Source organism: Micromonospora sp. NPDC005172, assembly GCF_040608555.1.
In the GTDB taxonomy this organism is placed as follows: domain Bacteria; phylum Actinomycetota; class Actinomycetes; order Mycobacteriales; family Micromonosporaceae; genus Micromonospora.
The window spans coordinates 1-22,273 of sequence record NZ_JBEXIL010000022.1; the positions used below are offsets into that span (position 1 = coordinate 1).

A 22,273-nucleotide genomic window follows, 5' to 3' on the forward strand; every position below is an offset into this window, starting at 1 on the left:
TGCTCCGCCGCCTCGCCCGAGGCGAACCCGCCACCCGCCAACAACGCCTCACCTTCGACACACCCGACTGACAGCAATGTGAAACGCCCTCTGAGTCATCTCTTCGCGCAGGGCGCGGTGTCGGTCGACGCACTGCGGTACGAGGCTGACGCCCGCACCGCGCTCGTCAAGATGGTCAAGCGACAGCCGTCCGGACGGGTCATCGACCCGGCCTTCCAGCCCCGCAAGGTGATCTACGCGATCGCCCTCGGCTCCGGTAAGCCGCTCACGGTGAACTCGCTGTTCACCTTCGCCCAGGTCGCGCTCTACCGGGCGATGAAGTCCCTGCGCAACGAGGGCGTCGAGGTCGAGGTCGTCGGCATCCCGTCGGCCTGATCCGTCTACGACATCAGCTCCACAGGTCCCGGATCAGGACCTTCGCTCCGCGCTTCACCCTTTCCGCCGCACATCTCGCAGGGTGGCCGTCCCCGGCCACCCCGCCGCGACCACGCGTTTGGAGTTGACCATGCCTGTCCCCCGCCAGACCTGCGCCGGCACGTCGGCGCTGCCGAGCCGCACCACCCCACCGGTGATCGAGCTGATCTTCGAGCGGCTGGCCGCCGCTGACGTACCGACCGAGACCGCCGAGCTGGTCCTCGCCGCGCTCACCAGCGAGGAGGAGCTGGACGCCGCGCTCGCCGGCGCTCCGGTCCGGCTCGACCCCCGCTCCCCCACCGGCGGCGACTCGGCGGAGCACATCTGGTTGAAGTCGGTGACCGTCGCCGGCTTTCGCGGCGTCGGCCCGGAGCGGACCCTCCAGGTCGACCCCGGTCCGGGCCTCACGCTGGTCGTCGGCCGTAACGAATCCGGCAAGTCCAGCTTCGCCGAGGCCGTCGAGCTCGCCCTGACCGGTGACAGCGCGCGGTGGGCCGACAAGACGAGCGTCTGGCGTACGGGGTGGCGCAACCTGCACAACCCGGACCCGTGCTGGGTCGACGTGGAGTTGCGGGTCGACGGGGTGGCGACGCCGACCCGGGTGCACCGCGCCTGGCCGGTCGACGCGGGTCTGACCGACGCCGAGGTGACGGTCACGAGCGCGCACGGGCGGCACGGGGGCCTCGACGAGCTGGGGCTGGGCCGCCCGCTGGAGCTGTACCGGCCGTTCCTCACGGCGGCCGAACTGGGCAAGCTCGCCTCCGGCACGCAGAGCCAGCTCTTCGACGCGCTCTTCGCGATCCTCGGGCTCGACGCGCTCACCGACGCGGATCAGCGTCTGCTATGCGCCGCCCGGCCGCACGACACCACCATCAAGGAGGTAGGCGCACAGCGCACCGCCCTGGCCCACGCGCTCGCCGACATCACCGACGAGCGGGCCCAGCGGATCGCCGCACTGCTGCGCGGCCGGGGAGCTGTTGACCTCGGCGCGGTCGCGGCGGTCCTCGACGAGCCGGACGAGGCGACCACCGACCGGGAGGTGCTGCTCGGCCGGGAACTCGCCGACCTCGACCCGCCGCCGGTCGACGAGGTGACCCGGCTCGCCGCTCAGCTGCGGGAGGCGGCGGACGAGGCGACGCGGTACGACGGTGGTCGGCCCCGGGCCGCGTTGCGCAGCGCCGAACTGCTCCGCCTCGCCCTCGAACAGCACGAGGACGCGGGCGACGGGCCGTGTCCGGTCTGCGCCACCGGCGCCCTTGACGGTGGATGGCGTGCGGCCGCCGCGCAGTCCGTGACCGAGCTGCGGCAGCGCAGCGTCGCCGCCCAGACGGCGATGACCCGCCGGACGGCCGTGCTACGGCAGGCGCACCACCTGATCGACGACCTGGCGGTGCCCGAGGGTCCGGGGTCGGAGTCCTCGGTCGGCGTGTTGCGCGACGCCGTGGCGGCGCTTCGACGCGTACCCGGGGAGCCTGCCGCGCTGGCCGACCCACATGGCCGCGCGGTACCCGGCTGTGGTGTTGGCGGCGGACGCGGCCCGCGCGTACGCCGAAGGGTTCCTGCGGCAGCGCGGCACCGGCTGGCGGGCTGCGGCGGCCGACGTGCGCGAGTGGGTGGCCGCCGGCGGCGGGCTCGCGGCGCGGGAGGCGACCCTGGCCCGGTTGAAGGCCGCGCGCGCGTGGCTGAAGGGGGCGGCTATGGAGATCCGCAACGAGCGGATCGCGCCCTTCGCCGGGCATTCGCAGCGGATCTGGGCTCAGCTACGGCAGGAGAGCAACGTCGAGTTGGGTGCGATGACGCTGGAGGGGATCAACAACCGGCGGCGGGTGGTCTTCCCGGTCAGCGTGGATGGCGCCGACAACGGGACCGCGCTGGGCGTGATGAGTCAGGGTGAGATGCAGGCGCTCGGGTTGGCCACGTTCCTGCCGCGCAGCTGTGCCCCGAAGAGCCCGTTCCGGTTCATCGTGGTCGACGACCCGGTGCAGAGCATGGATCCGTCGAAGGTGGACGGCCTGGCCCGGGTGCTCGCGGAGTTGGCCGAGCAGCGGCAGGTGGTCGTGTTCACGCATGACAGCCGTCTGCCGGACGCGGTGAGCCGGCTCGACCTGGGCCGGGCTCGGATCATCGAGGTGATCCGGGCGGAGAGGTCGGTGGTGACGCTGCGGGCCGGCTCCGATCCGGTGACCCGCTACCTGAACGACGCCCACGCCCTGTCGCGCAACGACGAGATCCCCGCCGAGGTGCGCGGCCCGGTGGTGGCCGAGCTGTGCCGCTCCGCGGTGGAGGCCGCCTGCCACCGGACGGTCTGGCGGTCCCGGGTAGCGCGCGGGGTCCCGCACGCCGACATCGAGTCGGCCATCGAGGGCGCGTCGCGTCGACTGGCCACCGTCGTCGCCCTGGCCGCGTTCGACGACGCCGAGAAGGGCGGTGACGTGCTCGGCTGGCTCCACCGCCGACACGGGCGGCGGGTCGTCGACGCGTACCAGGCGTGTCGGGAAGGGGTGCACGGCGCGTACCAGGCGGACCTGCCCGGCCTGGTCGCGGACGTCCGTCTCCTCGCCGGGGCGCGGTCGTGAGCGCGCCATCGCCGCAGCGCTGCCTCGCGGCGGCCGACGAACTGCTGCGTAGGGCCGGTCTGCTCGGAGCTGCGGCCCTGAGCGCCGGTTGGTGGCCACGGGCCTGCGCCTGCCTGATCCGACTCGCCCTCGAAGGTGGCGTCGACGCGTACTGGGGGCGGGTAAAGCCGACCGTCGCGGCCTGCCGACAGGGCCGCGCGAAGCAGTTGATGCTGCGCGGCCGGCTCGGTCCGGGCCCAGAGGTCGCCCGCCGGGTGGCGTTCGCGTGGACGACGCTCTCCGCCGCCACGCACCACCACTGCTACGAGTTGGCCCCCACGGCGACCGAGTTGCGTCGCCTACACAGCGAGGTGAGCACCCTCCTCGCCCGACTTGAACCGAGCGGCTAGACCTGTTCAGTCACTCGTCTGTGGACACTACGGGGCTTGAAAGTGCCGCTCCGGTTGAGTCGGCGTGAGCAGCTAGACACGTACTGTAATGCCGCTGTTGTCGATCACGGAGGATGTGCGATGCCGCCCGAGTTCGATGGATCCGCGAACAAGGTATCCATGCCCGCTGACGACGTTTCCGACGCCACCGCTTCCCCCGACGCGGAACCGACAGTCAGCCTGGTCGAGATCGAGCCAGGGTTGGCCGTCCTCTTCGCGGACCAGCCGCCGGTCGGCTTCGACGTGATCCCCTTCGAGATGATGGGCACTCAGGCGAACAAGGGCCTGACCGACAAGCTGGCGTTGGCCTCGGGCCTCGGCAATCTTGCGGCGCAGGGCGCGCAGAGCGCGGTCAACGCGCACGGCCTGGTGCGCCTGGCGCCCGAGACGCTGCAGGCGCTCAAAATGGCGCGACCGATGACGTCGGGCGGTTGGAACCTGGGGTCGCTCGTTACGGGCAAGGGGAGGATCGCCGCCTCGGTGCGCTGGGCGCCCGTGACGGGGGCACAGACCGCCTCCATACTCTCGGCTCTCGGGCCGGCCGCCGCGCTGCTGGCGCTGCAGGTGCAGCTGGCGTCGATCTCACGTCGTATCGACGAGAACGTCGAACTCACTCGTGACGTCCTTCGTGCCCTCCATGAGGATCAGTGGGCAACGCTACTCGGCCTGCACGAGACGACGATGCGCGCCGTGCGCGAGGCCCAGGCGGCCGGCACCGTCAACGACCACATCTACTCCGCCATCGCGACCCGGGACCCCGACCTACGCAAGCAACGACTGCTCTTCCGGTCGTTCGTCCGCGGGCACATCGACGCGCTGGACACCGACGGGCAGAGCCGCCGTGCCCACATCCAGAAGAACGTCGAGCAGATCCTCGCCGACGCCCACGGCATGCTGATGGCAGAGTGGTCCTGGTATCGCTCTCAGGTGTTGCGAGCGAGTCACATCAGCCGCGACGAGGCCCATGCCGTCGAGAACGAGCGGCTTCTGACCGAGTTGGTCGCCGATACCCAGCGCGATCACACCCAGGCCATGGACGAGGTCACGGGTCTCCTCACCGACCTTGAACGTCAGTGCCGTCTGATCGCCGAACTCCCGGCCGAGCGGAGCCTGCCGTTCACCGCCAAGCGTCAGAACATCCGGGACACCGTCGCCATGGCCGAGGCTCTGGCCGAGCGGGTGGCGATTCTCCGCAACCGTGTCTACACGCAACCCGCTTCGCTGGACCCACCTCTCACCGCCTTCCCCGAGGCGGTGCCGGATGAGGTGCTGCGAATCCTCCGTTGGATAGTGCCCGGCGACCAACCCCTGCTGGCCATCGCCGATGTCAATCTCGACCGTCTCGTCGGCGACGACGCCTACCTCGGAGTGACACCCGAACGGTTCTTCATCTCGGCACAGGGCGCCGTGCGCAAACAGGGCATCATCGAGCGCGAATTCCCCCTCGCGGACCTTCGCTACGTGCGGTTCCGCGAACGTGACAAGCGAGGCCCTGTACTGGATGTCATCACGACCGAGGAAAACATCCGGCTCACCTTCGACGACTGGGCCGGCAAGGGGCAGGGGTTGGACGACACTCGCCGGCTTGCCAACCTCCTGGCTACGGCGATGAACCTACCCGAGGCCGAGCGACGCACCGATCCGCTGCTGACCGCCGCGTCCTCGACCCGGCCGGCAATTACGCCGTGACCGCAAGGCGTCCCCGTCGAAGGGCGCATCGGAGGCGACCATCACGGCCCTTCACCAGTCACGGGCCCAGTCCGGCGGCGGTACGACGGCGAGTTGCGGCTCGCCGCTGATCGATTCGAGGGCGTGCACGATCCGTAGGTCGCCGTCGGCCGCAGCGTCCTCGTCGGTGACCACCCGGCCACTGCTGCCGTCGGTGCTGACCAGCAGCCACCGATCGGGATGGATGCTGCCGTCGTCGACCAGCGCCCGCACCCCGAAGGTCTTGGCGAGAGCGGCCGCCAACTCGCGCTCGCCCTGGCCGGTAGCGTCAGCGAGTTCCGTGTCCCCGGTCAGGATCCATCCAAATTCCTCATCGTCGTCGGGAGGATTCAACATGGCGACCGGCCTCGGGTCGTCGACTTCCCGGTCCACGATCCGGCCGACGTAGACGCCGTCAGGTGAGATTCCATACTCCTCGCTGAGCAAGCGGCGAAGGGCGGCCGCAGGCAGTTCCCTCTCGAAGTGGATCTGGTAGAGCAACACTTACCCCCGGTAGCTCTTGTGATGGCGGAAAACATCCAGCGCCCGTTCCTGCGCGGCCTCGGTGAGGAACGGATTGCGGGCCATCGCGGCTCTTGCCTTCTCGATGTCACCGCCAGCGGCAATGTACTCCTTCAGGGCGCCGTACTCGGCGCGGTTCAACTGCGCCAGGCCGGGGCCCGCCTCGGGAAAGACGGTGCCGCTCGGTTCGACCGCGTAGGTACGACCGTTGACCTGGTAACGCTGTCGATCTGGATCCCAGGTGGCGCGACCGGCTGCGATGTCGTCCAGGTCCTTGGCGACGTCCGTGCCGGGCAGGACGACCGTGTTGACTTCCTTCGAGGGGTTCTTGGGTCGAATGCTGTCGAGGTTGTGCCGTGGATGAGGCGGCTTGAGAGAGATCTTCCCGGCGGGCCCGGGGACAGCTCTTCGGGCCGCATCAGTAGCGTCGCCAGCGGCCTTCGGCCCGACCTCCCTGGCTTCGCGCATCGATGCCGAGGCCGCCTTGGCGATGATGCCGGAGGCAGCCTCGCTTCCTGCCTTCCGGCCTCGCCTACCCAAGGACGATCTCCAGCGCTTGACCGATCAGGAAGTCGATAGCGATGTCAATCAGCTTCTTGAAGACGGGTATCTCCAGCAACGAGGCTCCCAGGGTCGGCCCGGCCGCGGCGATGGCCTGGACGATCGCGATGGCCAGCAGAGTCAACTGAACGATCACATTGATCTTCAGAGCGAGCACCGCCATGGCACACACCAACAACGCTGCTCCGACTGCCCGCGCTCCCGTACCGATCCCCCGCAAAACCTCGGACGCCGAATCGCTCTGGGCCCACTGAGCGCGGAAGGCTTCCAACGCCTCCCCGTGGTTGTCGCCGAGCAACGCCGCGGCCTCACTGGCAGCGGCCGAGACGGTGTCGACGTCAGCTCCGAACGCTATCCACGCCTGGCCCAGCTCGAAGAGTCGTTCCTCATCGCTCTCCGGCCAGACGTAGCCGAGTTCGTTCAGCAGGCCAGACAACTCACCCGGAATCTGGATCCCCATCGCGGGTCAGCCGAACGCACGAAAAAGGTCGCGGTTGTCTTCCTCGACCTGGTCGTAGGCATTCCCCATCAGGATCAGGCCATCGCCGAAGCCGGTCAGAGCGTTGAGGACCGAGGTGACCGAACGCTCCGCGACTCCGCTGGCGGCTTGGTAGGACACGCCAATCAGGCCGCCGACATCATCCGTGCCGAAGATGTCCCCCATTCCGTCGGCCGTCGTCCGCAGTTGCTGCCACCGTTCGCCAAGCTGGCCTGCCGCCGTCCGCACCGCCTCCCCGACCTCCCGCAGGCGATCCGGATCGACGTCAAGCGGCCTCATCGACGCGGCTCACGTAGCAGCGCCACGACGTCCTGCAGTGCCTGGTTCATCTGGGCCATCTGTCGGATCGACCGGTCCTGCACCTCGTGCAGGCTCCCCGCCAAGGCGTCGACGTCGACGGGCTGCCCGACGGCGGGCTGGCCTTCTCGCAGGACGTCGAACGCTTCGTTGACGGCGGCCATCACATGCTCGGCCAGCTCCGCCGAGGGCGTCCGCATCAGTCGCGGATCGATCGTGAGCGAGTCGAGCCTATCGCCAGCGACGCTGGCGCTGACCAGCCCGTCGGCGGCGCTGCCGTGGCCGACAGCGACCTCCCGAGAGTCCTCGGTGGTGGTTTCCGGGCCGCTTCGCACTGCCTCCAACGCGCGGCGTGTCTCGGTCAGCACATCGTCCATGGAAGACAGTTCGCGTTCGCTCACCACAACACGGGAAGATATCAGCTCAGCACGAAGCGTCAGTGGCGCGCGAGGGCCGGCGGGATCCGTACCCCTGACGTGGACATCCCTGGCTACGACAGTGGCAGGACCTGGCTACTGGCCCAGGGGCGAACTCGTCAAGAGTCTGAGCGAGCAGGTCAGCGCGACGGCCCCGGTGGCTTATGGTGATAAACCGGACGCTCACCGGGTGGGCGTCCGGCCGTGGGATACGCGCTGCTCAGCCGGAGGGTGGACCGATGATCGAGCACGCCTGCGGCGTCGACGACTGCTGAGATGGACTGGGCCGGATGGGCGTTTGTTCGGGTTGGTCGCCACCGCGCTGCTCACCGCGGCGATGATCACCGCTCAGCTTGCCGGCCTCACCCGGCTCGACCTGCCCCTGGTGCTCGGGACCTTCGTCACCGCCGATCCCGACCGGGCCCGGGTCGTCGGGTTCTTCCTGCACCTGTGCGTCGGTCAGGGGTTCGCCCTCGGGTACGCGGGCACGTTCGCCCTGTTGTACCGCGCCACCTGGTGGATCGGAGCGCTGCTCGGGATCGTGCACGTCGGGATCGCCCTGACGGTGCTCCTGCCGCTGCTTCCTGGTGTCCACCCCCGCATGGCGTCGCAGCGGGCGGGACCGGCCAGCACGGCGGTGTTGGAGCCGCCCGGGCTGTTCGCCCTCAACTACGGTGTCCAGACTCCCCTGGTCACGGTTGTCGTCCACGTCGTCTACGGGGTCGCTCTCGGACTGCTACTGCAAGCCAGGTGACCCGCCGCTCGTCGAGGAGCGGTCGCCGTGACTGGTGAGCGACCGATCAGCGACTACGGGCTGCTGGGCGACACGCGTACCGCCGCCCTGGTCGCGAGCGACGGCGCGATGGACTGGCTCTGCGTACCGCGATTCGACGGTGAGCCACTGTTCGGCCGGCTGGTCGGGGGCCCGGACGCGGGGACGTTCCGGGTCGGCCCGGCCGGGCCAGCCACGGTCGTCGAACGGCGGTACCGGCAGCACACCGCCACCTTGGAGACGACGTGGGCGGTGGGTGACGGCCGGCTCCGCCTCACCGAGGCGATGGTGGCCGAGGTCAGCGGGTGTCTGCTCCCCACGACACTGATCGTGCGACGGTTGTCGGCCGAGCAGGCAGCGGTCGAGGCCGTGGTGCAGTTCGATCCCCGCCTGGGCGCACGGCACCGCAGGCCACGGGTCCAGCACCGGCGGCAGACCCTGGTGTGTGAGTGGGGTGCACTGGCGGTTGCGCTGGACAGCACGCCCGCATTGAGGATCGAACCGGGCCGACCCACGCCGGTCACGGTCCGGCCAGGTCGTCCGGTCACCCTCGTCCTGGCCGTGGCCTACCGCGAACCGGTGATCCACGTCGAGCCCACGGCCGCCTGGGACCTGCTCGTCGAGGACGAGGCCCGCTGGCGCGCCTGGACCGCGGAGATCGACGAGCGGGTGCCGTTCCGGGAGCACGTCGCACGAAGCCTGCTCACGATGCGGCTGCTCACCTACTCACCCTCGGGAGCGCCGGTGGCCGCGCCGACCCCGTCGCTGCCCGAGGAGCCCGGCGGTGAACGTAACTGGGACTACCGCTACGTCTGGCCCCGCGACGCCAGCATCGGCATCAGCGCCTTCCTCAGCGTCGGCAAGGCCGACGAGGCCCAGGGCTTCCTCGCCTGGCTGCTGCACGCCAGCCGGCTGCAACGGCCGCGCCTGCCGGCGCTGCTCACCCTGCATGGCCGGCACGTACCGGCGGAACGGGAACTTCCCGGTTGGCCCGGCTACCTCGACAGCCGTCCGGTACGCCTGGGCAACGCCGCCGCCGGCCAGCACCAGCTCGACGGCTACGGCTGGGTGATCGACGCCGCCTGGGCGTTCGCCCAGACCGGACACCGCCTGTACACCGAGACGTGGCGGGCGGTACGCGGGTTCGCCGACGTGGTCGCCCGGTGTTGGCCGGAGCCCGACGCCGGCATCTGGGAGGTGCGGGAACCCGCCCAGCACGTCCACTCCAAGCTGATGGGCTGGCTCGCCTTGGACCGCGCTCTGGCCATTGCCGACACACACCCCCTGCCGGACCGTCAACGTCGACGCTGGCAGCGATCCCGGGATGCCATCGCCGCCGAGGTCCGGACGCGTGGCTTCGACCCGACGACGGGTAGCTACGTGCGCACCTACGGCTCCCCGGACCTCGACGCGGCGCTGCTCGTCCTACCGCTGCTCGGCCTGGACCCGGCCGAGTCACCCCGGGTACGCGGCACCATCGACGCCATCCGGGACCGGCTGTCCGCCGGGGGTCCACTGCTCTACCGCTACCCGCCGGGGCGTGACGGCCTCCCCGGCGCCGAGGGCGCGTTCCTGCCCTGCTCGTTCTGGCTCGTTCAGGCCCTTGCCCGCACCGGGCGTCGCCGCGAGGCCGTCGAGCTGTTCCAGGCCATGGTCGACCACGCGAGTCCCCTCGGCCTGTACGCCGAAGAGGTGGACCCGGCGACGGGCGCCCACCTCGGCAACTTTCCCCAGACACTGACCCACGCCGCGCTCGTCCAGGCCGCGCTCGCCATCCGCGACGCCCCCATGGTGTCTTCAGCATTTTGAACGGACCAGAGGCAACCGGTTGGGGCATCGAACCGCTTTCTACTGCATGAGGTTCGACAAGGAGCGCACCGTGATGGTTGACCTTCGCGCCGGGCTGGTGGCGACGATGCTCGTCGTCACGATCGCTGGGTGCTCCGACAACGGCCGCACCGACGAGCCGCCAGATCGGACCGTCAGCGCGAGCCCGACACCGGTCCAGACCGACAGAGACCCGATCGCGAAACGGTTCCCGCGCCTCGGCGACTTCGTCGAAGCCCACTGGCAGGCGGCAACGGCCGGGGGCGAGAGCCGGGTCTCCGTACCGGGCCCGACCGACACACAGATCGAGGCACTGGTCGTGCTGCGACCCGACACCATCGCCACGATCCTCAAGGGCTACGAGTGGCAGCCCGCGCCACCCGGTTGGGAAGTGTCGCTGAGCGCCGAGCTGCGTCCGTTCCTGCCCACCGGTGGCACGTGGCAGGTCAGTGAGAAGTACGCCGAGGACGTGCGGACGGCACAGTACAACGGCACCGTCTACCTCGATGCCGGCAGCGGCACGGTCTTCCTACGGGTCATCGACAGTTGACCCAGCCGACGATGACGCGCCGATCGTGCGGGTAGGGTCCCGATCATGACCATCCCGCACCTGACCGCTGCCGACGGCACCGCCCTGCCGGCGATCGGACTCGGCACGTACCAGCTCAACGGTTCGGCGGGGGCCGAGGCGATCGGGCACGCGATCCGGGCGGGCTACCGGTTGCTCGACTCGGCGGTCAACTACGAGAACGAGGGCGCGGTGGGACGGGCGGCCCGGGCGGCCGCCGACGTGCGCGACGAACTGGTCGTCACCTCGAAGCTGCCGGGGCGGCACCACGACTACGACGAGGCGCTGACCACCATCGAGGAGAGTGTCTTCCGCACCGGCCTCGACCGGATCGACCTGTACCTGATCCACTGGCCGAACCCCAAGGTCGACAGGTATGTGCAGGCGTGGCGGGCGTTGATCGAGGCGCGCGAGCGGGGTCTGGTGCGGCACATCGGGCTTTCCAACTTCCTGCCCGAGCACATCGACCGGCTGGTCGCCGAGACCGGGGTCGCCCCGGTGGTCAACCAGATCGAGGTGCACCCGTACTTCCCGCAGCAGGAGGCGCTGGACTACCACCGGGAGCACGGCATCCTGGTGCAGGGGTGGAGCCCGCTCGGCCACGGCAACGACCTGCGACAGCACCCGGTGATCGCCGAGATCGCGGCCGCGCACGGCGTCAGCACCGCCCAGGCGATCCTGGCCTGGCACGTGGCCCGCCAGGTGATCCCGCTGCCCAAGGCCGCGTCGCCGCAGCGGCAGGTCGAGAACCTGGCCGTCTTCGACCTCGCGCTCACCGACGCGCAGGTCGAGGCCATCACGGCGCTGGGCCGCCCGGCCGGGCGGCTGTCAGATCAAGACCCCGCGGTGTACGAGGAGTTCTGACCGACCCACCCCCCCTGCGCCGATCTTGCACTTTCGGTGGCGACATCTGAGGCGTCACCGCCCAAATCGACAACCGAAAGTGCAAGATCGGCGGGGTCAGGGGCGGGGGTCGGGGGTCAGGGGTTCAGGCCAGGCCGCCGAGGGTCGGGTCGCTGATGCTGTCCTTGCCGTTCTCGACGTGGCCGGCGCAGCGGTACGCGAAGTCGGCGTCACCCGCGACGGCGACCGTCAGGTCGTACCAGCCGTGGGTGCGGGCCAGCGGCCAGGTGGCGCGCTCGGTGCGACCGGGGCGCAGCGACAGCGTGACGGGCCGGGAGTGGTACCCGTCCCGGACGGTCACCTCGACGCGCTTCGGCCCACGGTTGGTCAGCGCGAGCCCCATCTTGTCGCCCCGCTCGTCGAGGGAGGGCGTGATGTCGAGATCCGACCGGCCGCCGGCGAACCGCCGGAAGAAGCCGTTGGGCCCGTGCACCGACAGGTCGTACCCGGAGGAGGTTTTCCAGGTGTCGGCCAGGCGCTTGCCCGGCTCGACGGTGTAGCTGCGCGGCGCGGCCGTGCTGCCGCCCTCACGGACCTGGAGGACCGCGGTGGCCCCGCCGGTGTTGCGGAACTCCATCCGGAACTCCCCGTCGCCCCGCCGTCCGTCGGCGTGCAGGGCGTACGGGATCGCCCGCGCCGGGCGTAGGCCGCGCTCCTGCTTCGGCAGCCGTTGATCGACCGGCGGCACGGGCACCTCGTCGGGGTGCCGGACCAGGTCGGCGGGCTTGAAGTCGTCGGTGTCCGGCAGCTTGACGTCGTGCGACCGGTTCGGGTGCCGGAAGTCGAAGGCCGTGGTCAGGTCACCGACGACGGCGCGCCGCCAGGGGGTGATGTTCTTCTCGATCAGGTCCGGCCGGCCGTGCCCGAACCGCGTCTCGAGGAACTTGATCAGCGAGGTGTGGTCGAAGACCTGCGAGTTGACGTAGCCGCCGCGGGTCCACGGCGAGACGATGATCATGGGTACGCGGATGCCGAGGCCGTACGGGCCGGCCGGGTGGTCCGCGTCGCCGGGGAAGATCTCGTTGGTGGTCGGCACGGTCGACTGCCCGTGCTCGCGCGTCTGTGGCGGCGTCGGCGGGACCACGTGGTCGAAGAAGCCGCCCTCCTCGTCGTACGTGATGAACAGCGCCATCTTGCTCCACACCTCGGGGTTCGCGGCGAGGATGTCGATGACCTGCGAGATGTACCAGGAGCCGTAGGCCGGCTCCCAGTTCGGGTGCTCGGTGTACGCCTCCGGCGCGGTGATCCAGGAGACCTGCGGCAGGCGTCCCGCCTCGACGTCGGCCCGGAAGTCGGCCAGCAGCGCCTTCGGGTCGCTGCCCTGGGTGCGGATCTCGGTGCCGGTCTTGGCCCGGTCCGCCAGCGGGGAGCCGGGCTGCGCGTTCTGGTACTGGTGGAAGTAGAGCAGCGAGTTGTCGCCGTAGTTGCCGATGTACGGGTCGTTCGTCCAACCCCAGGAGCCGGCGGCGTTCAGGCCGGTGCCGACGTCCTGGTAGATCTTCCAGGAGATGCCGTTGCGCTCCAGCCGCTCCGGGTACGTCGACCAGTCGTAGCCGGCCTCGGCGTTGGTGATGACCGGGCCGCCGCCCTTGCCGTCGTTGCCGACCCAGCCGCTCCACATGTGGTAGCGGTTCGGGTCGGTCGGCCCCATGAGCGAGCAGTGGTAGCTGTCGCAGACGGTGAACGCGTCGGCCAGCGCGTAGTGGTAGGGCAGGTCCTGCCGGGTGTGGTACGTCATCGACGTGACGCCCTTGTTCGGCACCCACCCGTCGAAGCGGCCGTCGTTCCAGGCGGCGTGCCCGTCGTTCCAGCCGTGCGGAGGGTCCGGCAGGAAGGTCTGGCCAAGGTCCTTCACCTCGGGACGGAACGGCAGCAGCTCGTCGGCGCCGTCGGGCTGGTGCCACACGTCCCTACCCGACGGCAGTGTCGCCGGATGGGGGTCACCGAAACCGCGTACGCCGCGCATCGTGCCGAAGTAGTGGTCGAAGGAGCGGTTCTCCTGCATCAGGATGATCACGTGCTCGACGTCGTTGATCGAGCCGGTCCGGTTGTTCGCCGGGATGGCGAGCGCCTTGCTGAGGTCCAGCGGGAGCGCCGCGCCGATCGCGGGAACCCCCATCGCCTTGAGGAACGTACGCCGATCCACCGTGCCCATAACTCCGCCTTTGTGTGCTCTGGTCGAGAAACTGGCGACCGGACGCTATCGAGGGCGGGTTGACGGCAGATGACCATAATTGGGCCGGACGGGAGCCCTCCGACGTACCGTGAGATCGTGCCGACGAGAGACGTACTCACCAAGGCTGACCTCGCCGAACTACGCCGCACGGCCCTCGGGACGGCCGACCCGCTCGGTGTCGCGGCCGACCTCGCCGAGGCGGTCGAGCAGGGCCGGTTGGAAGACCCGGACGACGCCGGTGACGCGCTGACCCTGGCCGCCGAGATCGCCCGGATCAGGGCCAGGACCGAGGCCGCCCTGCGGTACGCGGACCAGGCGCTGGCGGCGTACCCCTCGGCGGACGATCCCCGCGCGGGTGTTGCCCGCGCGCTGCGGGCCCGGGTCATGTTCCAGGCCGGCGGCCGTGACGACGAGGCGATGGCGGAGCTGACCGCGCTGCGTCCGCTGCTGCTCACGCAGCCCGACGTGCCCGCGTACCTGAGCGCGGCGCTGGACGCCGCCGGTCGGTCGGCGACCGCCGAGACGTGGCTCAGCGAGGCCGTCGACACGCTGCTCGGCGAGCGCGACACCACCGCCGATCCGGAGGTCGGTCCGCCAGACGCGCCCGGCGTGCTGTTCCTCCTGCTGCAACAGCGCCACCGGATACGACGGAACCTCAACCTGCCACACGACCGGCAGGACGACCTGGCCGACCGGCTGGAGAACCAACTCGTCCGCCAGGCCTCGGAACGCCAGGGCGGCACGTCGGATCTGCTGCTCTGGCCCCGGGACGAGTTCGACCGTCTGCTCGCCGCGCATCCCGAGCTGATCGACGTGTACGGGCCGGACTGGGACGCGCACCGGGCGCGGCTGGAGAAGGAGCTGGTACGGCTGACCGGCGCCGGCCGAACCGGTCTGGGCGTGTTCCGGGCGACCGTGGCCGGCCTGGACGCGTTCGCCCGTGGGCGCGACGGCGACCCGACCGACGCCGCGATCCGGGCCGGCTACGCGGCCGAGGTGTCGGCGCGGCCCGCCGCCCGGGTGCCCTGGCCGCCGGAACGCAACGACGCGTGCTGGTGCGGATCGGGCCTGAAGTACAAGAAAGACTGCCTGCCACGGTCGCGAAGCTGAGCGGCGACTCCGCTACCGATAGCCTCCATGCCTGGATCACCGAGATCCGCCATGGCCGGAGGAGTCGCCGAATGTTCGAAGAGTTCCAGGGCATCCCCGCCCATCCGCTCGTGCTGCACGCCGCGGTCGTGTTCGTGCCGCTGCTGGCGCTGCTGGCGATCGCGTACGCGCTCGTCGCGCCGATCCGCCCGCACACGCGCTGGGTGCTGGGTCTGCTCGCGGTGGGCGCGCCGATCTGCGCGCTGCTGGCGAAGCTCACCGGGGACGCCTTCTTCGAGCGGTTGCGCTCGGCGAACCGGGTCACGCCGGAGTTCGTCCCCAAGCTGGAGGCGCACCAGGACTTCGGCGACATGACCCTGTACGCGGCGATCGCGCTGGGTGTCGTGGCGCTGGCCCTGGTCCGCTTCGTCCCGCCGCGCGCCACCGAGGGCGTACCCGCCAGTCGGGCGGTGACCGTGGCGTTGCAGGTGCTGACGGTGGTGGCCGCCGCCGTCGCCGTGTACTACGTGGTCCGGACCGGCGACTCGGGCGCGAAGGTCGTCTGGGAAGGTCAGTGACGTGCAGCGGGGGCGCGGTCCGACCGGAGTCGGGCCGCGCCCCCGCGATGACGGTCAGCCGGCGTGGTACGCCCGGATGACTGTCTGCTCGATGCCGCTCCCACCGTTCGCGGCGGCCTTCACCCGCAGCGAGACAGCCTGCCCGGAGGCGGCCTTCGGCAGGTCGAACCGGTAACTGTCACCGCTGCCGGTGACCCGGGACGGCTTCCAGGTGACGCCGTCGTCGGTCGAGGTCCAGACCTGCATCGACGTCACCTTGTGCGCCTTGACGCCGTGCGCCTGCCGGACGGCCAGCTCGGCGGTTCCGCCGACGGTGTGGTTGTCGTGGTCCATGGGCAGCGCGTAGTCGACCGCGAGCAGCGGCAACGGCACCCTCCCGGTCCCCTCCGGTCCGGCGGAACGGAACGACCACGACGTGGTGACCTTCGTGGAGATCGGCAGGATGAGGCTGGTGTCGACGTCCAGGGTCACCCGGTAGTCGGCCGCCGACTGCGGCACCGTGAAGTCGGCGACCGGCCGATCGCGTTCCTCGACCAGCTTGCCGTTGCGGTACAGCGACAGCGTGCGCTTCAGCCCGATGGCCTCGCCCTGGATGCAGTCGGCGCGCTGGTGCTGATCGGTCAGCGACACCATGTCGACGTGCAGGTTGCCCCGGGTCCGCGACGGCGGGCTGGCGCAGCTCCAGCCCTCACCGGCCGGGTCGTCGTACCAGTCGGAGTGCAGCGGCTGCCGCGCCCACACCTTGGACTGCCGGCTGCCCGGCAGGTACTGGCGCGGCGCCTCCAGGGCCGGCAGTCCGCCGTAGGCGCCCTGGTCGGCCCAGACGATCTCCGGCGAGAGGTAGGACGTCCGGTTCGGTGGCATGGGACCCTCGTACGTCTGGGTCACCGGCACCCCGTCGGCAGTGTCGCCGACGCGGACCAGCCCGGTGTACATCTCCGGCGAGTCGGTCTGGTGGAACCGCTCGTCGAGGCGGGCCAGCCGGGCCTGCTCGGCCCTGGTCACCCGGAACGACGGGTCGGCCGGCACACCGGCGGCGTACTCGTGCACGATGTTGTACCGGTACGGCTTCGCGGTGCCGGCCGGCGCGTCCATGTTGACGGCCGCCCAGGTGCGGCGCGAACCGATGGTGGGCTTCGGGATCGCCACGCTGCGGACCGCCGCCGCCACCCCGAACCCGCTGATCTGGTGCCACCAGGGCAGGCCGTTCACCGCGGTCTGGAAGGTGGTGACGTCGGTCCGGGTGGTCTTGGTGGCCACCCCGTCGACGGTTGCCGTGACCGGCTTCGCCTGCGCGGGGTCGAGGGTCACGGTCCGGGCGCCGCGCACGTCCAGGTCACCGGCCGCGGTGAGGGCCATCTCCTCTACGTCGCTGTCCACGTAGTAGGCGACCGAAGCGCCCAGCACCGAGTATCGACCGGCCGGCACCCGCAGCGTGAAGGTCTCGCCGGGCGTGCCGCTGTCCCCGCCGTAGAACAACAGCGGATCGGTGAGGTTGGCGACCATGAGGTTCACCCAGGTCTCCGCCCCGTCCCGTAGGCCGGGCATCGGCTTGGTGTGGACCGTCAGGTCGTAGCTGGGCTGCTCGACGTAGAAGCTCACCGGGGTGGTGGCGACCACGTTGCGGCCGGTGCGGGCGGTGACGGTGGCCAGGTAGAGGCCCGGCCGGTTGGCCAGCGCCGTACGGTTGATCCGCAGCGTCGCCGCCGCCGTCGCGCCCCGCTTGAGGGTCACCCGGTTCGTCGACAGCGACGCCGCGCCGCGCGGCACGGGCTGGCCGTCGTGGTTGACGATCGCCACGTCGAGGTCGAGAACCGTCGTGGCCGGGGTGGACGCGCCGGTCCAGCTCAGCTTCGTCTCGCTGGTCCCGGACTGCGGGTACGTGAACGTGCCGAGGTTGACCACCGGCTGGTCGCTGGTGGGGCCGCCGAGGGCACGGGCCGCGTTGAGGCGGCCGGCTCCGATGGCGTACGGGTCGATGCCGGTCAGCGGGTCGGACGCGCCGACGAGGGCGGCCTTGAGCTGTGTGCCCGTCCAGTCGGGGTGCCGCTGGGCGAGCAGCGCGGCGGCGCCGGCGACGTGCGGCGTCGCCATCGAGGTGCCGCTGAGCGACTCGTAGTACCTGTCGATCGGGTCCTGGAGGTTGGTGCCGGCGGCGCGGGCCGCGACGATGTCGACGCCGGGCGCGACGAGTTCCGGCTTGGCCGCGTGGTTGTTGATCAGCGGTCCTCGGCTGGAGAAGTCGGCGAGCTTGTCGTCACGGTCGACCGCGCCGACGGTGAGGGCGCTGGCCGCCGAGCCGGGCGAGGAGATCTGCGCGCCGCTGTTGCCGGCCGCGATGACGAACAGCGTGCCGGTCTGCCGGCTCAGGGCGTCGACGGCGAGCGAGAGCGGGTCGCTGCCGTCGTCGGCCTCGCCGCCGCCGAGGCTCATGTTGATCACGTCGGCCCGGGTGGACGCCCACTCCATGCCGGCGATGATGCCGGAGTCGGCACCGGAACCGTGGTCGTCGAGGACCTTGCCGATCACCAGCTTGGCGTCGGGCGCGACCCCACGACGCTGGCCGTGGGAGGCCGCGCCGGTGCCGGCGATGGTCGACGCGACGTGCGTACCGTGGCCGTTGTGGTCGACGGCGTCCCCGCCCTCGGCGGTGAAGTCGGCGCGCTCGACGACCCTGCCGGCCAGGTCCGGGTGGCTGTAGTCGGCGCCGGTGTCGAGCACCGCGACGCGGGCGCCCTCACCGGTGTAGCCGGCCTTCCAGGCGTCGGGCGCGTCGATCTGGGCCAGGTTACGGTCCAGGCCGGCGGGCTTCGCGCCGGCGGGCAGGGCGGTGGCCCGGACCTTGCGGTCGAGCCAGACCTTCTTCGCCCCGGCGAGCAGCGAGTTGGTCGCCAGCTTCGCGGTGGCCGGGCTCTTCTTGGGTACGTGTCCGGCCACCGCGCCGATGCTGGACAGCGTCCGCACGTCGCCGAGCGCGGCAACCCGGGCGGAGGCGGTGGCGGGCTGCACGATGACGGGCAGCTCGGTGGTGTTCTCGTCGTCGTACCCGTCGGCGATCAGCGCGGTGACGTCGAAGAGGTCGGGGTCGAGGACCGGGCCGATCTGGGACGCGACGCGGGCGGGGATGACGTGCAGGTGACCGTCCGGGCCGCAGGTCTGCCGGATCACGGCGTTGGCGTCGGCCGGTCGGATCGTGGCCTGCGGGCATCCGGTGCCGGTGCTCCGCACGGTCACCACGTCGCCGGTCAGCAGGGTGACGGTGTGGGTCCTGCCGTCCGTGGAGGTGCGGGGTGTGTCGGTGCCGGCGATACCGCCGGGGCCGGCTGTGGCGGTGCCGCCGGGCACGGCGGTCAGCGCCGTGGCCGTCATGGCGACGGCCAGCAGCCAGCGTGTCTTCCTGAGCATGTCGCTCCTGTCTCATGTGGACAAATGGCGCCTCTTGGGCGACATTTGCAAGATCATAGGTCCGTATAGCGGATCTTCGGCAGGTCGCGGCGAGGGTTTTTTCGTCCGCCGTGACAACGTTTTCCGCCATGTGTCGACGGCCTACCCAGTTCGATGTCGATTCGATTACGGCCCCTGTCCCGGGCCGGAAAACGGCCGATGCCGGCCACCCGAAGGGATCGACGCCGACGTCCACCCGCACCTAGCATGGCGACGAATGGATCTTCGCGATTGGCCCTGCCGAGACCCGGCACCAGCCCGACCGAAGGGAGACGCGCATGCGTCGACCCCGCCATCTGGCACTTCTCAGCGTCGGCGTGTCCGGCGCACTGGTCCTGAGCGCGACACCGACACCGGCAACCGCCCAGCCCACCGCACCCGCGCCCACCGGCATCGTGGTGGCCGACGGCATGACCCAACCGGTGTTCTCGCTCGCCGACGCCATCGAGGAGCGGGTGTACGTCCAGACCCCGGTGGACACCGACCACGACGGCCGCCCCGACCGGGTCGCCATCGACATCTCCCGACCCCGGGAGACCGCCACCGAGGGCTTCAAGGTGCCCGTCATCTTCGAGCACAGCCCGTACCGCAAGGGCACCTGGGGCGACGTGCCGTACCCGAGCGTGCTCGTCGACGAGCTGCCGCAGAACGGCCGGACCGACCACTCCGGGCGGCGGGCGCTCGACGCCGACGCCCAGCGCGCCCAGGCCAAGGCCGACCTGCCCGGCTCGCTGGACGACTACTACGTGCCGCGGGGGTACGCGGTGGTGCTCGGTCAGAGCGTCGGCACCGGCGACTCGGACGGCTGCCCCACAAGCGGCGACCAGGCCGAGACGCTCGGCACCAAGGCCGTCATCGACTGGCTCAACGGCCGGGCCAGGGGGTACGACGCCAACGGCGCCCCGGTGACCGCCGGCTGGACCACCGGCGCGGTGGGCATGACCGGCGTCTCCTACAACGGGACGCTGCCCAACCAGGTGGCCACCACCGGGGTCAAGGGCCTGAAGACCATCGTGCCGGTCTCGGCGATCAGCAGTTGGTACGACTACTACCGGGCCAACGGCCTGGTGGTCGCGCCCGGCACCTTCCAGGGCGAGGACCTCGACATCCTGGCCCAGTACACGGCCGGGCAGGCGCGCGCCGAGGGGCCCTGCGCCGACGAGCTCGCGCAGATCACCAGGGAACAGGACCGGATCACCGGCGACTACTCCACGTTCTGGCAGGACCGCGACTACCTCGACGCCCGTGACGTCCAGGCCAGCGTCTTCGTCGTGCACGGCCTCAACGACTGGAACGTCAAGACCGAGCACTTCGCCGGTTGGTGGGACGAGTTGGCCAAGCGCCACGTGCCGCGCAAGATCTGGCTGCACCAGGGTGGGCACGGCGGGCCGGGCAGCAGCGCCTCGGTGACCCTGCCGGACGGCCGCACCTGGACGTACAAGCAGACGGAGAACCGCTGGTTCGACTTCTGGCTGTGGAACGTGCGCAACGGCGTCATGGACGAGCCGACCGCGGTGCTCCAGCGCGAGGACCGCGTCTACACCACGTACGCCAACTGGCCCGACCCGGCCGCGCGCGAGGTCGGGCTGCGGTTCGCCGCCACCGACGCCACCGCGCCCGGCACGCTCACCACGGGCAAGCCGCCGAAGGCACGTGTCGAGCAGAGTTTCGTCGACGAGGGACGGACGATCCACCCGGACACCCTGGTGGCCGACCCGGACACGGCCAGCGCCAACCGGCTCGCCTACCGCTCCCCCGCGCTCGCGCAGAGCGTCCGCATCTCGGGCCGACCGGAGATGCGGTTGCGGATGGCGATCGACAACAAGCCGGACGCCAACCTCACCGCGTACCTGGTCGACTACGGCCCGGCCGGGTCGACCGCCGCGCCGACAGTGGTGACGCGCGGCTGGATGGACCCGCAGAACCGCGTCAGCGCCGCGCGCACCGCGCCGGTCAAGCAGGGCAAGCTGTACGACTACCGGTGGACCATGGAGCCGAAGGACTACGTGTTCCCGGCGGGTCACCGGATCGGCGTGGTCGTCTTCTCCAGCGACCAGGAGTACACGCTGCTGCCGTTGGGGGGCACCGAGTTGCGGGTCGCCCCGAACGACAGCGAGCTGCGGCTGCCCGTGGTCGGCGGGCGGGGCGTACTCGGCTTCTGATCGGCTCCGTCAAGGGGTGGGGCGGTTCGACGACGCGTCGGGCCGCCCCACCCGGGTCTGTTCGGCTAACGGCTTTGTGGTGGCGGGCACACCCTCTAAGGCATCCTAGGAAGATAGCCCATCGCGGCTCCGGGCCCGGTGCCGCAGCCGGCCGGGCCCCCACCACGGGGCCCGGCCCTTGTGCTGTCGTCGTCATTTTTCCACCAACTGCGGCACGTATTGACAACTTTCGACATCAGGGTGAGGCTTGGACCGCAGAGAGCGCTCTCTTGTACCGGCCCCACCGGGCCGCCACCAGTCTGGCCAGGGAATTACTCCGCTGTCTTCGGCGGCGGCACCGGAGTTGCCCCCTGACCCGTCCCCCGAACAGGAGTCACACGATGGACAGGGCCGCACCCCTCTCCCACCGCCGGCTACGCCTCACCGTGGCGATCGGCGCCCTGCTGACGCTCCTCGGCACGTACCTGGCCTGGACCACCGACCGGGCCGACGCCGCCCCGGTCGCCAACGTCATCCGGGTCGCCGAGTTCCCCGCCGACTGCACGTACAGTCACCGGCTGCCCGACGACCCGATCGTCTTTCCCGGGCTGCCCGGGGCCTCACACATGCACAGCTTCTTCGGCAGCAAGGCGACCAACGCCACCACCACCCTGCCCGACCTGGTGAAGTCGACCACCACCTGCAACCCGGCGGTGGACGTCTCGTCGTACTGGGTGCCGACCCTGTACCGCGACAACGTCGCGGTGGAACCGGCCATCGCCACCTTCTACTACCTCGGTGAGGGTGTGCGCTCCGACGTCGTCGCCAACACCCAACCGTTCCCGCAGGGCCTGCGACTCGTCGCCGGCAACGCGAAGGCCACCGGGCCGAACGACAGCATCGCCCGCTGGTCCTGCCTGCACGCCGGTCAGGTGCCACCGTCGAAGGACTTCGTCAACTGCCCGGCCGGCACCATGCTGGAGTCGTACCTGGACTTCCCGCAGTGCTGGAACGGCCGCGACCTGGACTCCGCGGACCACAAGAGCCACCTGGCGTACCCGGTGAACCAGGCCTGCCCGAGCACCCACCCGGTGCACGTGCCGAAGTTGCGGCAGGTGCTGCGGTACCCGGTCAGCGGCGACCCGTCGCACTTCCGGCTCGCGTCCGGGCCGGGCTACACCATGCACGGCGACTTCTTCAACGCCTGGCCGACGGCGGAGATGGCCCGCCGGGTCCAGGACTGCATCCGTCCGGTCATCAAGTGCGGCCACGACGGTCGACCGGTCTGAGTCGTCGCACCCGGGAGGGGCGGTCCGGTGCTGCCGGGCCGCCCCCGCTTCTCGCACGCGGTTCCG

At 70.7% G+C, this 22,273-nt stretch carries 20 protein-coding genes; 13 read left to right on the top strand and 7 right to left on the bottom strand.

Going from position 1 to position 22,273, the window contains the following annotated elements; all coding sequences use genetic code 11:
- The 5 genes from ABZV06_RS17025 to ABZV06_RS17045 form a co-directional block, all read left to right on the top strand.
- The coding region (locus tag ABZV06_RS17025; protein ID WP_355622388.1) for a DUF6119 family protein at window positions 1-375 on the top strand (375 nt) is incomplete at its 5' end.
- Window positions 376-505: 130 nt separating this feature from the next.
- Window positions 506-2,308 (top strand): ATP-binding protein, encoded by a 1,803-nt coding sequence (locus ABZV06_RS17030; protein ID WP_355622391.1) that lies wholly within the window; start codon window positions 506-508, stop codon window positions 2,306-2,308.
- Window positions 2,208-2,990, top strand: coding sequence for an AAA family ATPase (locus ABZV06_RS17035; RefSeq protein WP_355622394.1), 783 nt, complete (start codon window positions 2,208-2,210; stop codon window positions 2,988-2,990). The genes ABZV06_RS17030 and ABZV06_RS17035 overlap by 101 nt, the downstream gene beginning before the upstream one ends.
- Window positions 2,987-3,379: a hypothetical protein gene (locus tag ABZV06_RS17040; protein ID WP_355239951.1), complete on the top strand. Its 393-nt coding sequence runs from the start codon at window positions 2,987-2,989 to the stop codon at window positions 3,377-3,379. Before ABZV06_RS17035 ends, ABZV06_RS17040 begins: the two co-directional genes overlap by 4 nt.
- 120 nt (window positions 3,380-3,499) lie before the next feature.
- Window positions 3,500-5,107, top strand: a complete 1,608-nt coding sequence (locus ABZV06_RS17045) for a hypothetical protein (protein ID WP_355622397.1) — start codon at window positions 3,500-3,502, stop codon at window positions 5,105-5,107.
- Between the two features lie 51 nt (window positions 5,108-5,158).
- Here ABZV06_RS17045 and ABZV06_RS17050 read toward each other — a convergent pair whose 3' ends face one another.
- The 5 genes from ABZV06_RS17050 to ABZV06_RS17070 all read right to left on the bottom strand — a co-directional run bounded on the left by ABZV06_RS17050 (window position 5,159) and on the right by ABZV06_RS17070 (window position 7,405).
- Window positions 5,159-5,629 (bottom strand): hypothetical protein, encoded by a 471-nt coding sequence (locus ABZV06_RS17050; protein ID WP_355239957.1) that lies wholly within the window; start codon window positions 5,627-5,629, stop codon window positions 5,159-5,161.
- Complete coding sequence (locus tag ABZV06_RS17055; protein WP_355622399.1) at window positions 5,630-6,115, bottom strand: hypothetical protein; 486 nt, start codon at window positions 6,113-6,115, stop codon at window positions 5,630-5,632.
- Between the two features lie 64 nt (window positions 6,116-6,179).
- Window positions 6,180-6,668, bottom strand: coding sequence for a hypothetical protein (locus ABZV06_RS17060; RefSeq protein ID WP_355239962.1), 489 nt, complete (start codon window positions 6,666-6,668; stop codon window positions 6,180-6,182).
- Window positions 6,669-6,674: 6 nt separating this feature from the next.
- Window positions 6,675-6,986, bottom strand: a complete 312-nt coding sequence (locus ABZV06_RS17065; RefSeq protein WP_355239965.1) for a hypothetical protein — start codon at window positions 6,984-6,986, stop codon at window positions 6,675-6,677.
- Window positions 6,983-7,405: a YbaB/EbfC family nucleoid-associated protein gene (locus ABZV06_RS17070; RefSeq protein ID WP_355239968.1), complete on the bottom strand. Its 423-nt coding sequence runs from the start codon at window positions 7,403-7,405 to the stop codon at window positions 6,983-6,985. Before ABZV06_RS17070 ends, ABZV06_RS17065 begins: the two co-directional genes overlap by 4 nt.
- A gap of 313 nt (window positions 7,406-7,718) precedes the next feature.
- Here ABZV06_RS17070 and ABZV06_RS17075 point away from each other — a divergent pair, with 313 nt between their 5' ends.
- From ABZV06_RS17075 to ABZV06_RS17090, 4 genes are all read left to right on the top strand, one after another.
- The gene (locus ABZV06_RS17075) at window positions 7,719-8,174 is read left to right on the top strand and encodes a hypothetical protein (RefSeq protein WP_355622402.1); all 456 of its coding nucleotides are present in this window, start codon (window positions 7,719-7,721) and stop codon (window positions 8,172-8,174) included.
- Window positions 8,175-8,201: 27 nt separating this feature from the next.
- Window positions 8,202-10,001 carry a glycoside hydrolase family 15 protein gene (locus ABZV06_RS17080; protein ID WP_355622407.1) on the top strand — a complete coding sequence of 600 codons (1,800 nt, stop codon included), beginning with the start codon at window positions 8,202-8,204 and terminating at the stop codon, window positions 9,999-10,001.
- Between the two features lie 73 nt (window positions 10,002-10,074).
- A complete protein-coding gene (locus ABZV06_RS17085; protein ID WP_355240295.1) occupies window positions 10,075-10,569 on the top strand; it encodes a hypothetical protein in 495 nt (164 codons plus the stop codon).
- Window positions 10,570-10,614: 45 nt separating this feature from the next.
- On the top strand, window positions 10,615-11,451 hold the full coding sequence (locus ABZV06_RS17090) for an aldo/keto reductase (RefSeq protein WP_355622410.1): 837 nt from the start codon (window positions 10,615-10,617) through the stop codon (window positions 11,449-11,451).
- A gap of 124 nt (window positions 11,452-11,575) precedes the next feature.
- On the opposite strand, the gene ABZV06_RS17095 is transcribed toward ABZV06_RS17090, so the two are convergent.
- Window positions 11,576-13,645, bottom strand: a complete 2,070-nt coding sequence (locus ABZV06_RS17095) for a phosphocholine-specific phospholipase C (RefSeq protein ID WP_355622413.1) — start codon at window positions 13,643-13,645, stop codon at window positions 11,576-11,578.
- A 117-nt stretch (window positions 13,646-13,762) separates the two neighbouring features.
- On the opposite strand from ABZV06_RS17095, the gene ABZV06_RS17100 reads away from it, so the two are divergent.
- Window positions 13,763-14,776: an SEC-C metal-binding domain-containing protein gene (locus tag ABZV06_RS17100; protein ID WP_355622416.1), complete on the top strand. Its 1,014-nt coding sequence runs from the start codon at window positions 13,763-13,765 to the stop codon at window positions 14,774-14,776.
- A 71-nt stretch (window positions 14,777-14,847) separates the two neighbouring features.
- Complete coding sequence (locus tag ABZV06_RS17105) at window positions 14,848-15,333, top strand: DUF2231 domain-containing protein (protein ID WP_355239983.1); 486 nt, start codon at window positions 14,848-14,850, stop codon at window positions 15,331-15,333.
- Between the two features lie 54 nt (window positions 15,334-15,387).
- Here ABZV06_RS17105 and ABZV06_RS17110 read toward each other — a convergent pair whose 3' ends face one another.
- Entirely contained in the window at window positions 15,388-18,738 is a 3,351-nt protein-coding gene (locus ABZV06_RS17110) for a S8 family peptidase (protein WP_355622418.1), read from the bottom strand.
- A 317-nt stretch (window positions 18,739-19,055) separates the two neighbouring features.
- On the opposite strand from ABZV06_RS17110, the gene ABZV06_RS17115 reads away from it, so the two are divergent.
- Both ABZV06_RS17115 and ABZV06_RS17120 read left to right on the top strand, forming a co-directional pair.
- Entirely contained in the window at window positions 19,056-20,939 is a 1,884-nt protein-coding gene (locus ABZV06_RS17115; RefSeq protein ID WP_355622421.1) for a Xaa-Pro dipeptidyl-peptidase, read from the top strand.
- A gap of 380 nt (window positions 20,940-21,319) precedes the next feature.
- Entirely contained in the window at window positions 21,320-22,207 is an 888-nt protein-coding gene (locus ABZV06_RS17120) for a DUF1996 domain-containing protein (RefSeq protein WP_355239990.1), read from the top strand.
- Window positions 22,208-22,273: the final 66 nt, after the last annotated feature.

Coding starts and splice junctions, on each gene's coding strand:
- ABZV06_RS17030 (WP_355622391.1), top strand. CDS start 506: ATGCCTGTCCCCCGCCAGACCTGCGCCGGCACGTCGGCGCTGCCGAGC.
- ABZV06_RS17035 (WP_355622394.1), top strand. CDS start 2,208: ATGACGCTGGAGGGGATCAACAACCGGCGGCGGGTGGTCTTCCCGGTC.
- ABZV06_RS17045 (WP_355622397.1), top strand. CDS start 3,500: ATGCCGCCCGAGTTCGATGGATCCGCGAACAAGGTATCCATGCCCGCT.
- ABZV06_RS17055 (WP_355622399.1), bottom strand. CDS start 6,115: ATGCGCGAAGCCAGGGAGGTCGGGCCGAAGGCCGCTGGCGACGCTACT.
- ABZV06_RS17060 (WP_355239962.1), bottom strand. CDS start 6,668: ATGGGGATCCAGATTCCGGGTGAGTTGTCTGGCCTGCTGAACGAACTC.
- ABZV06_RS17065 (WP_355239965.1), bottom strand. CDS start 6,986: ATGAGGCCGCTTGACGTCGATCCGGATCGCCTGCGGGAGGTCGGGGAG.
- ABZV06_RS17085 (WP_355240295.1), top strand. CDS start 10,075: ATGGTTGACCTTCGCGCCGGGCTGGTGGCGACGATGCTCGTCGTCACG.
- ABZV06_RS17090 (WP_355622410.1), top strand. CDS start 10,615: ATGACCATCCCGCACCTGACCGCTGCCGACGGCACCGCCCTGCCGGCG.
- ABZV06_RS17095 (WP_355622413.1), bottom strand. CDS start 13,645: ATGGGCACGGTGGATCGGCGTACGTTCCTCAAGGCGATGGGGGTTCCC.
- ABZV06_RS17105 (WP_355239983.1), top strand. CDS start 14,848: ATGTTCGAAGAGTTCCAGGGCATCCCCGCCCATCCGCTCGTGCTGCAC.
- ABZV06_RS17110 (WP_355622418.1), bottom strand. CDS start 18,738: ATGCTCAGGAAGACACGCTGGCTGCTGGCCGTCGCCATGACGGCCACG.
- ABZV06_RS17115 (WP_355622421.1), top strand. CDS start 19,056: ATGCGTCGACCCCGCCATCTGGCACTTCTCAGCGTCGGCGTGTCCGGC.
- ABZV06_RS17120 (WP_355239990.1), top strand. CDS start 21,320: ATGGACAGGGCCGCACCCCTCTCCCACCGCCGGCTACGCCTCACCGTG.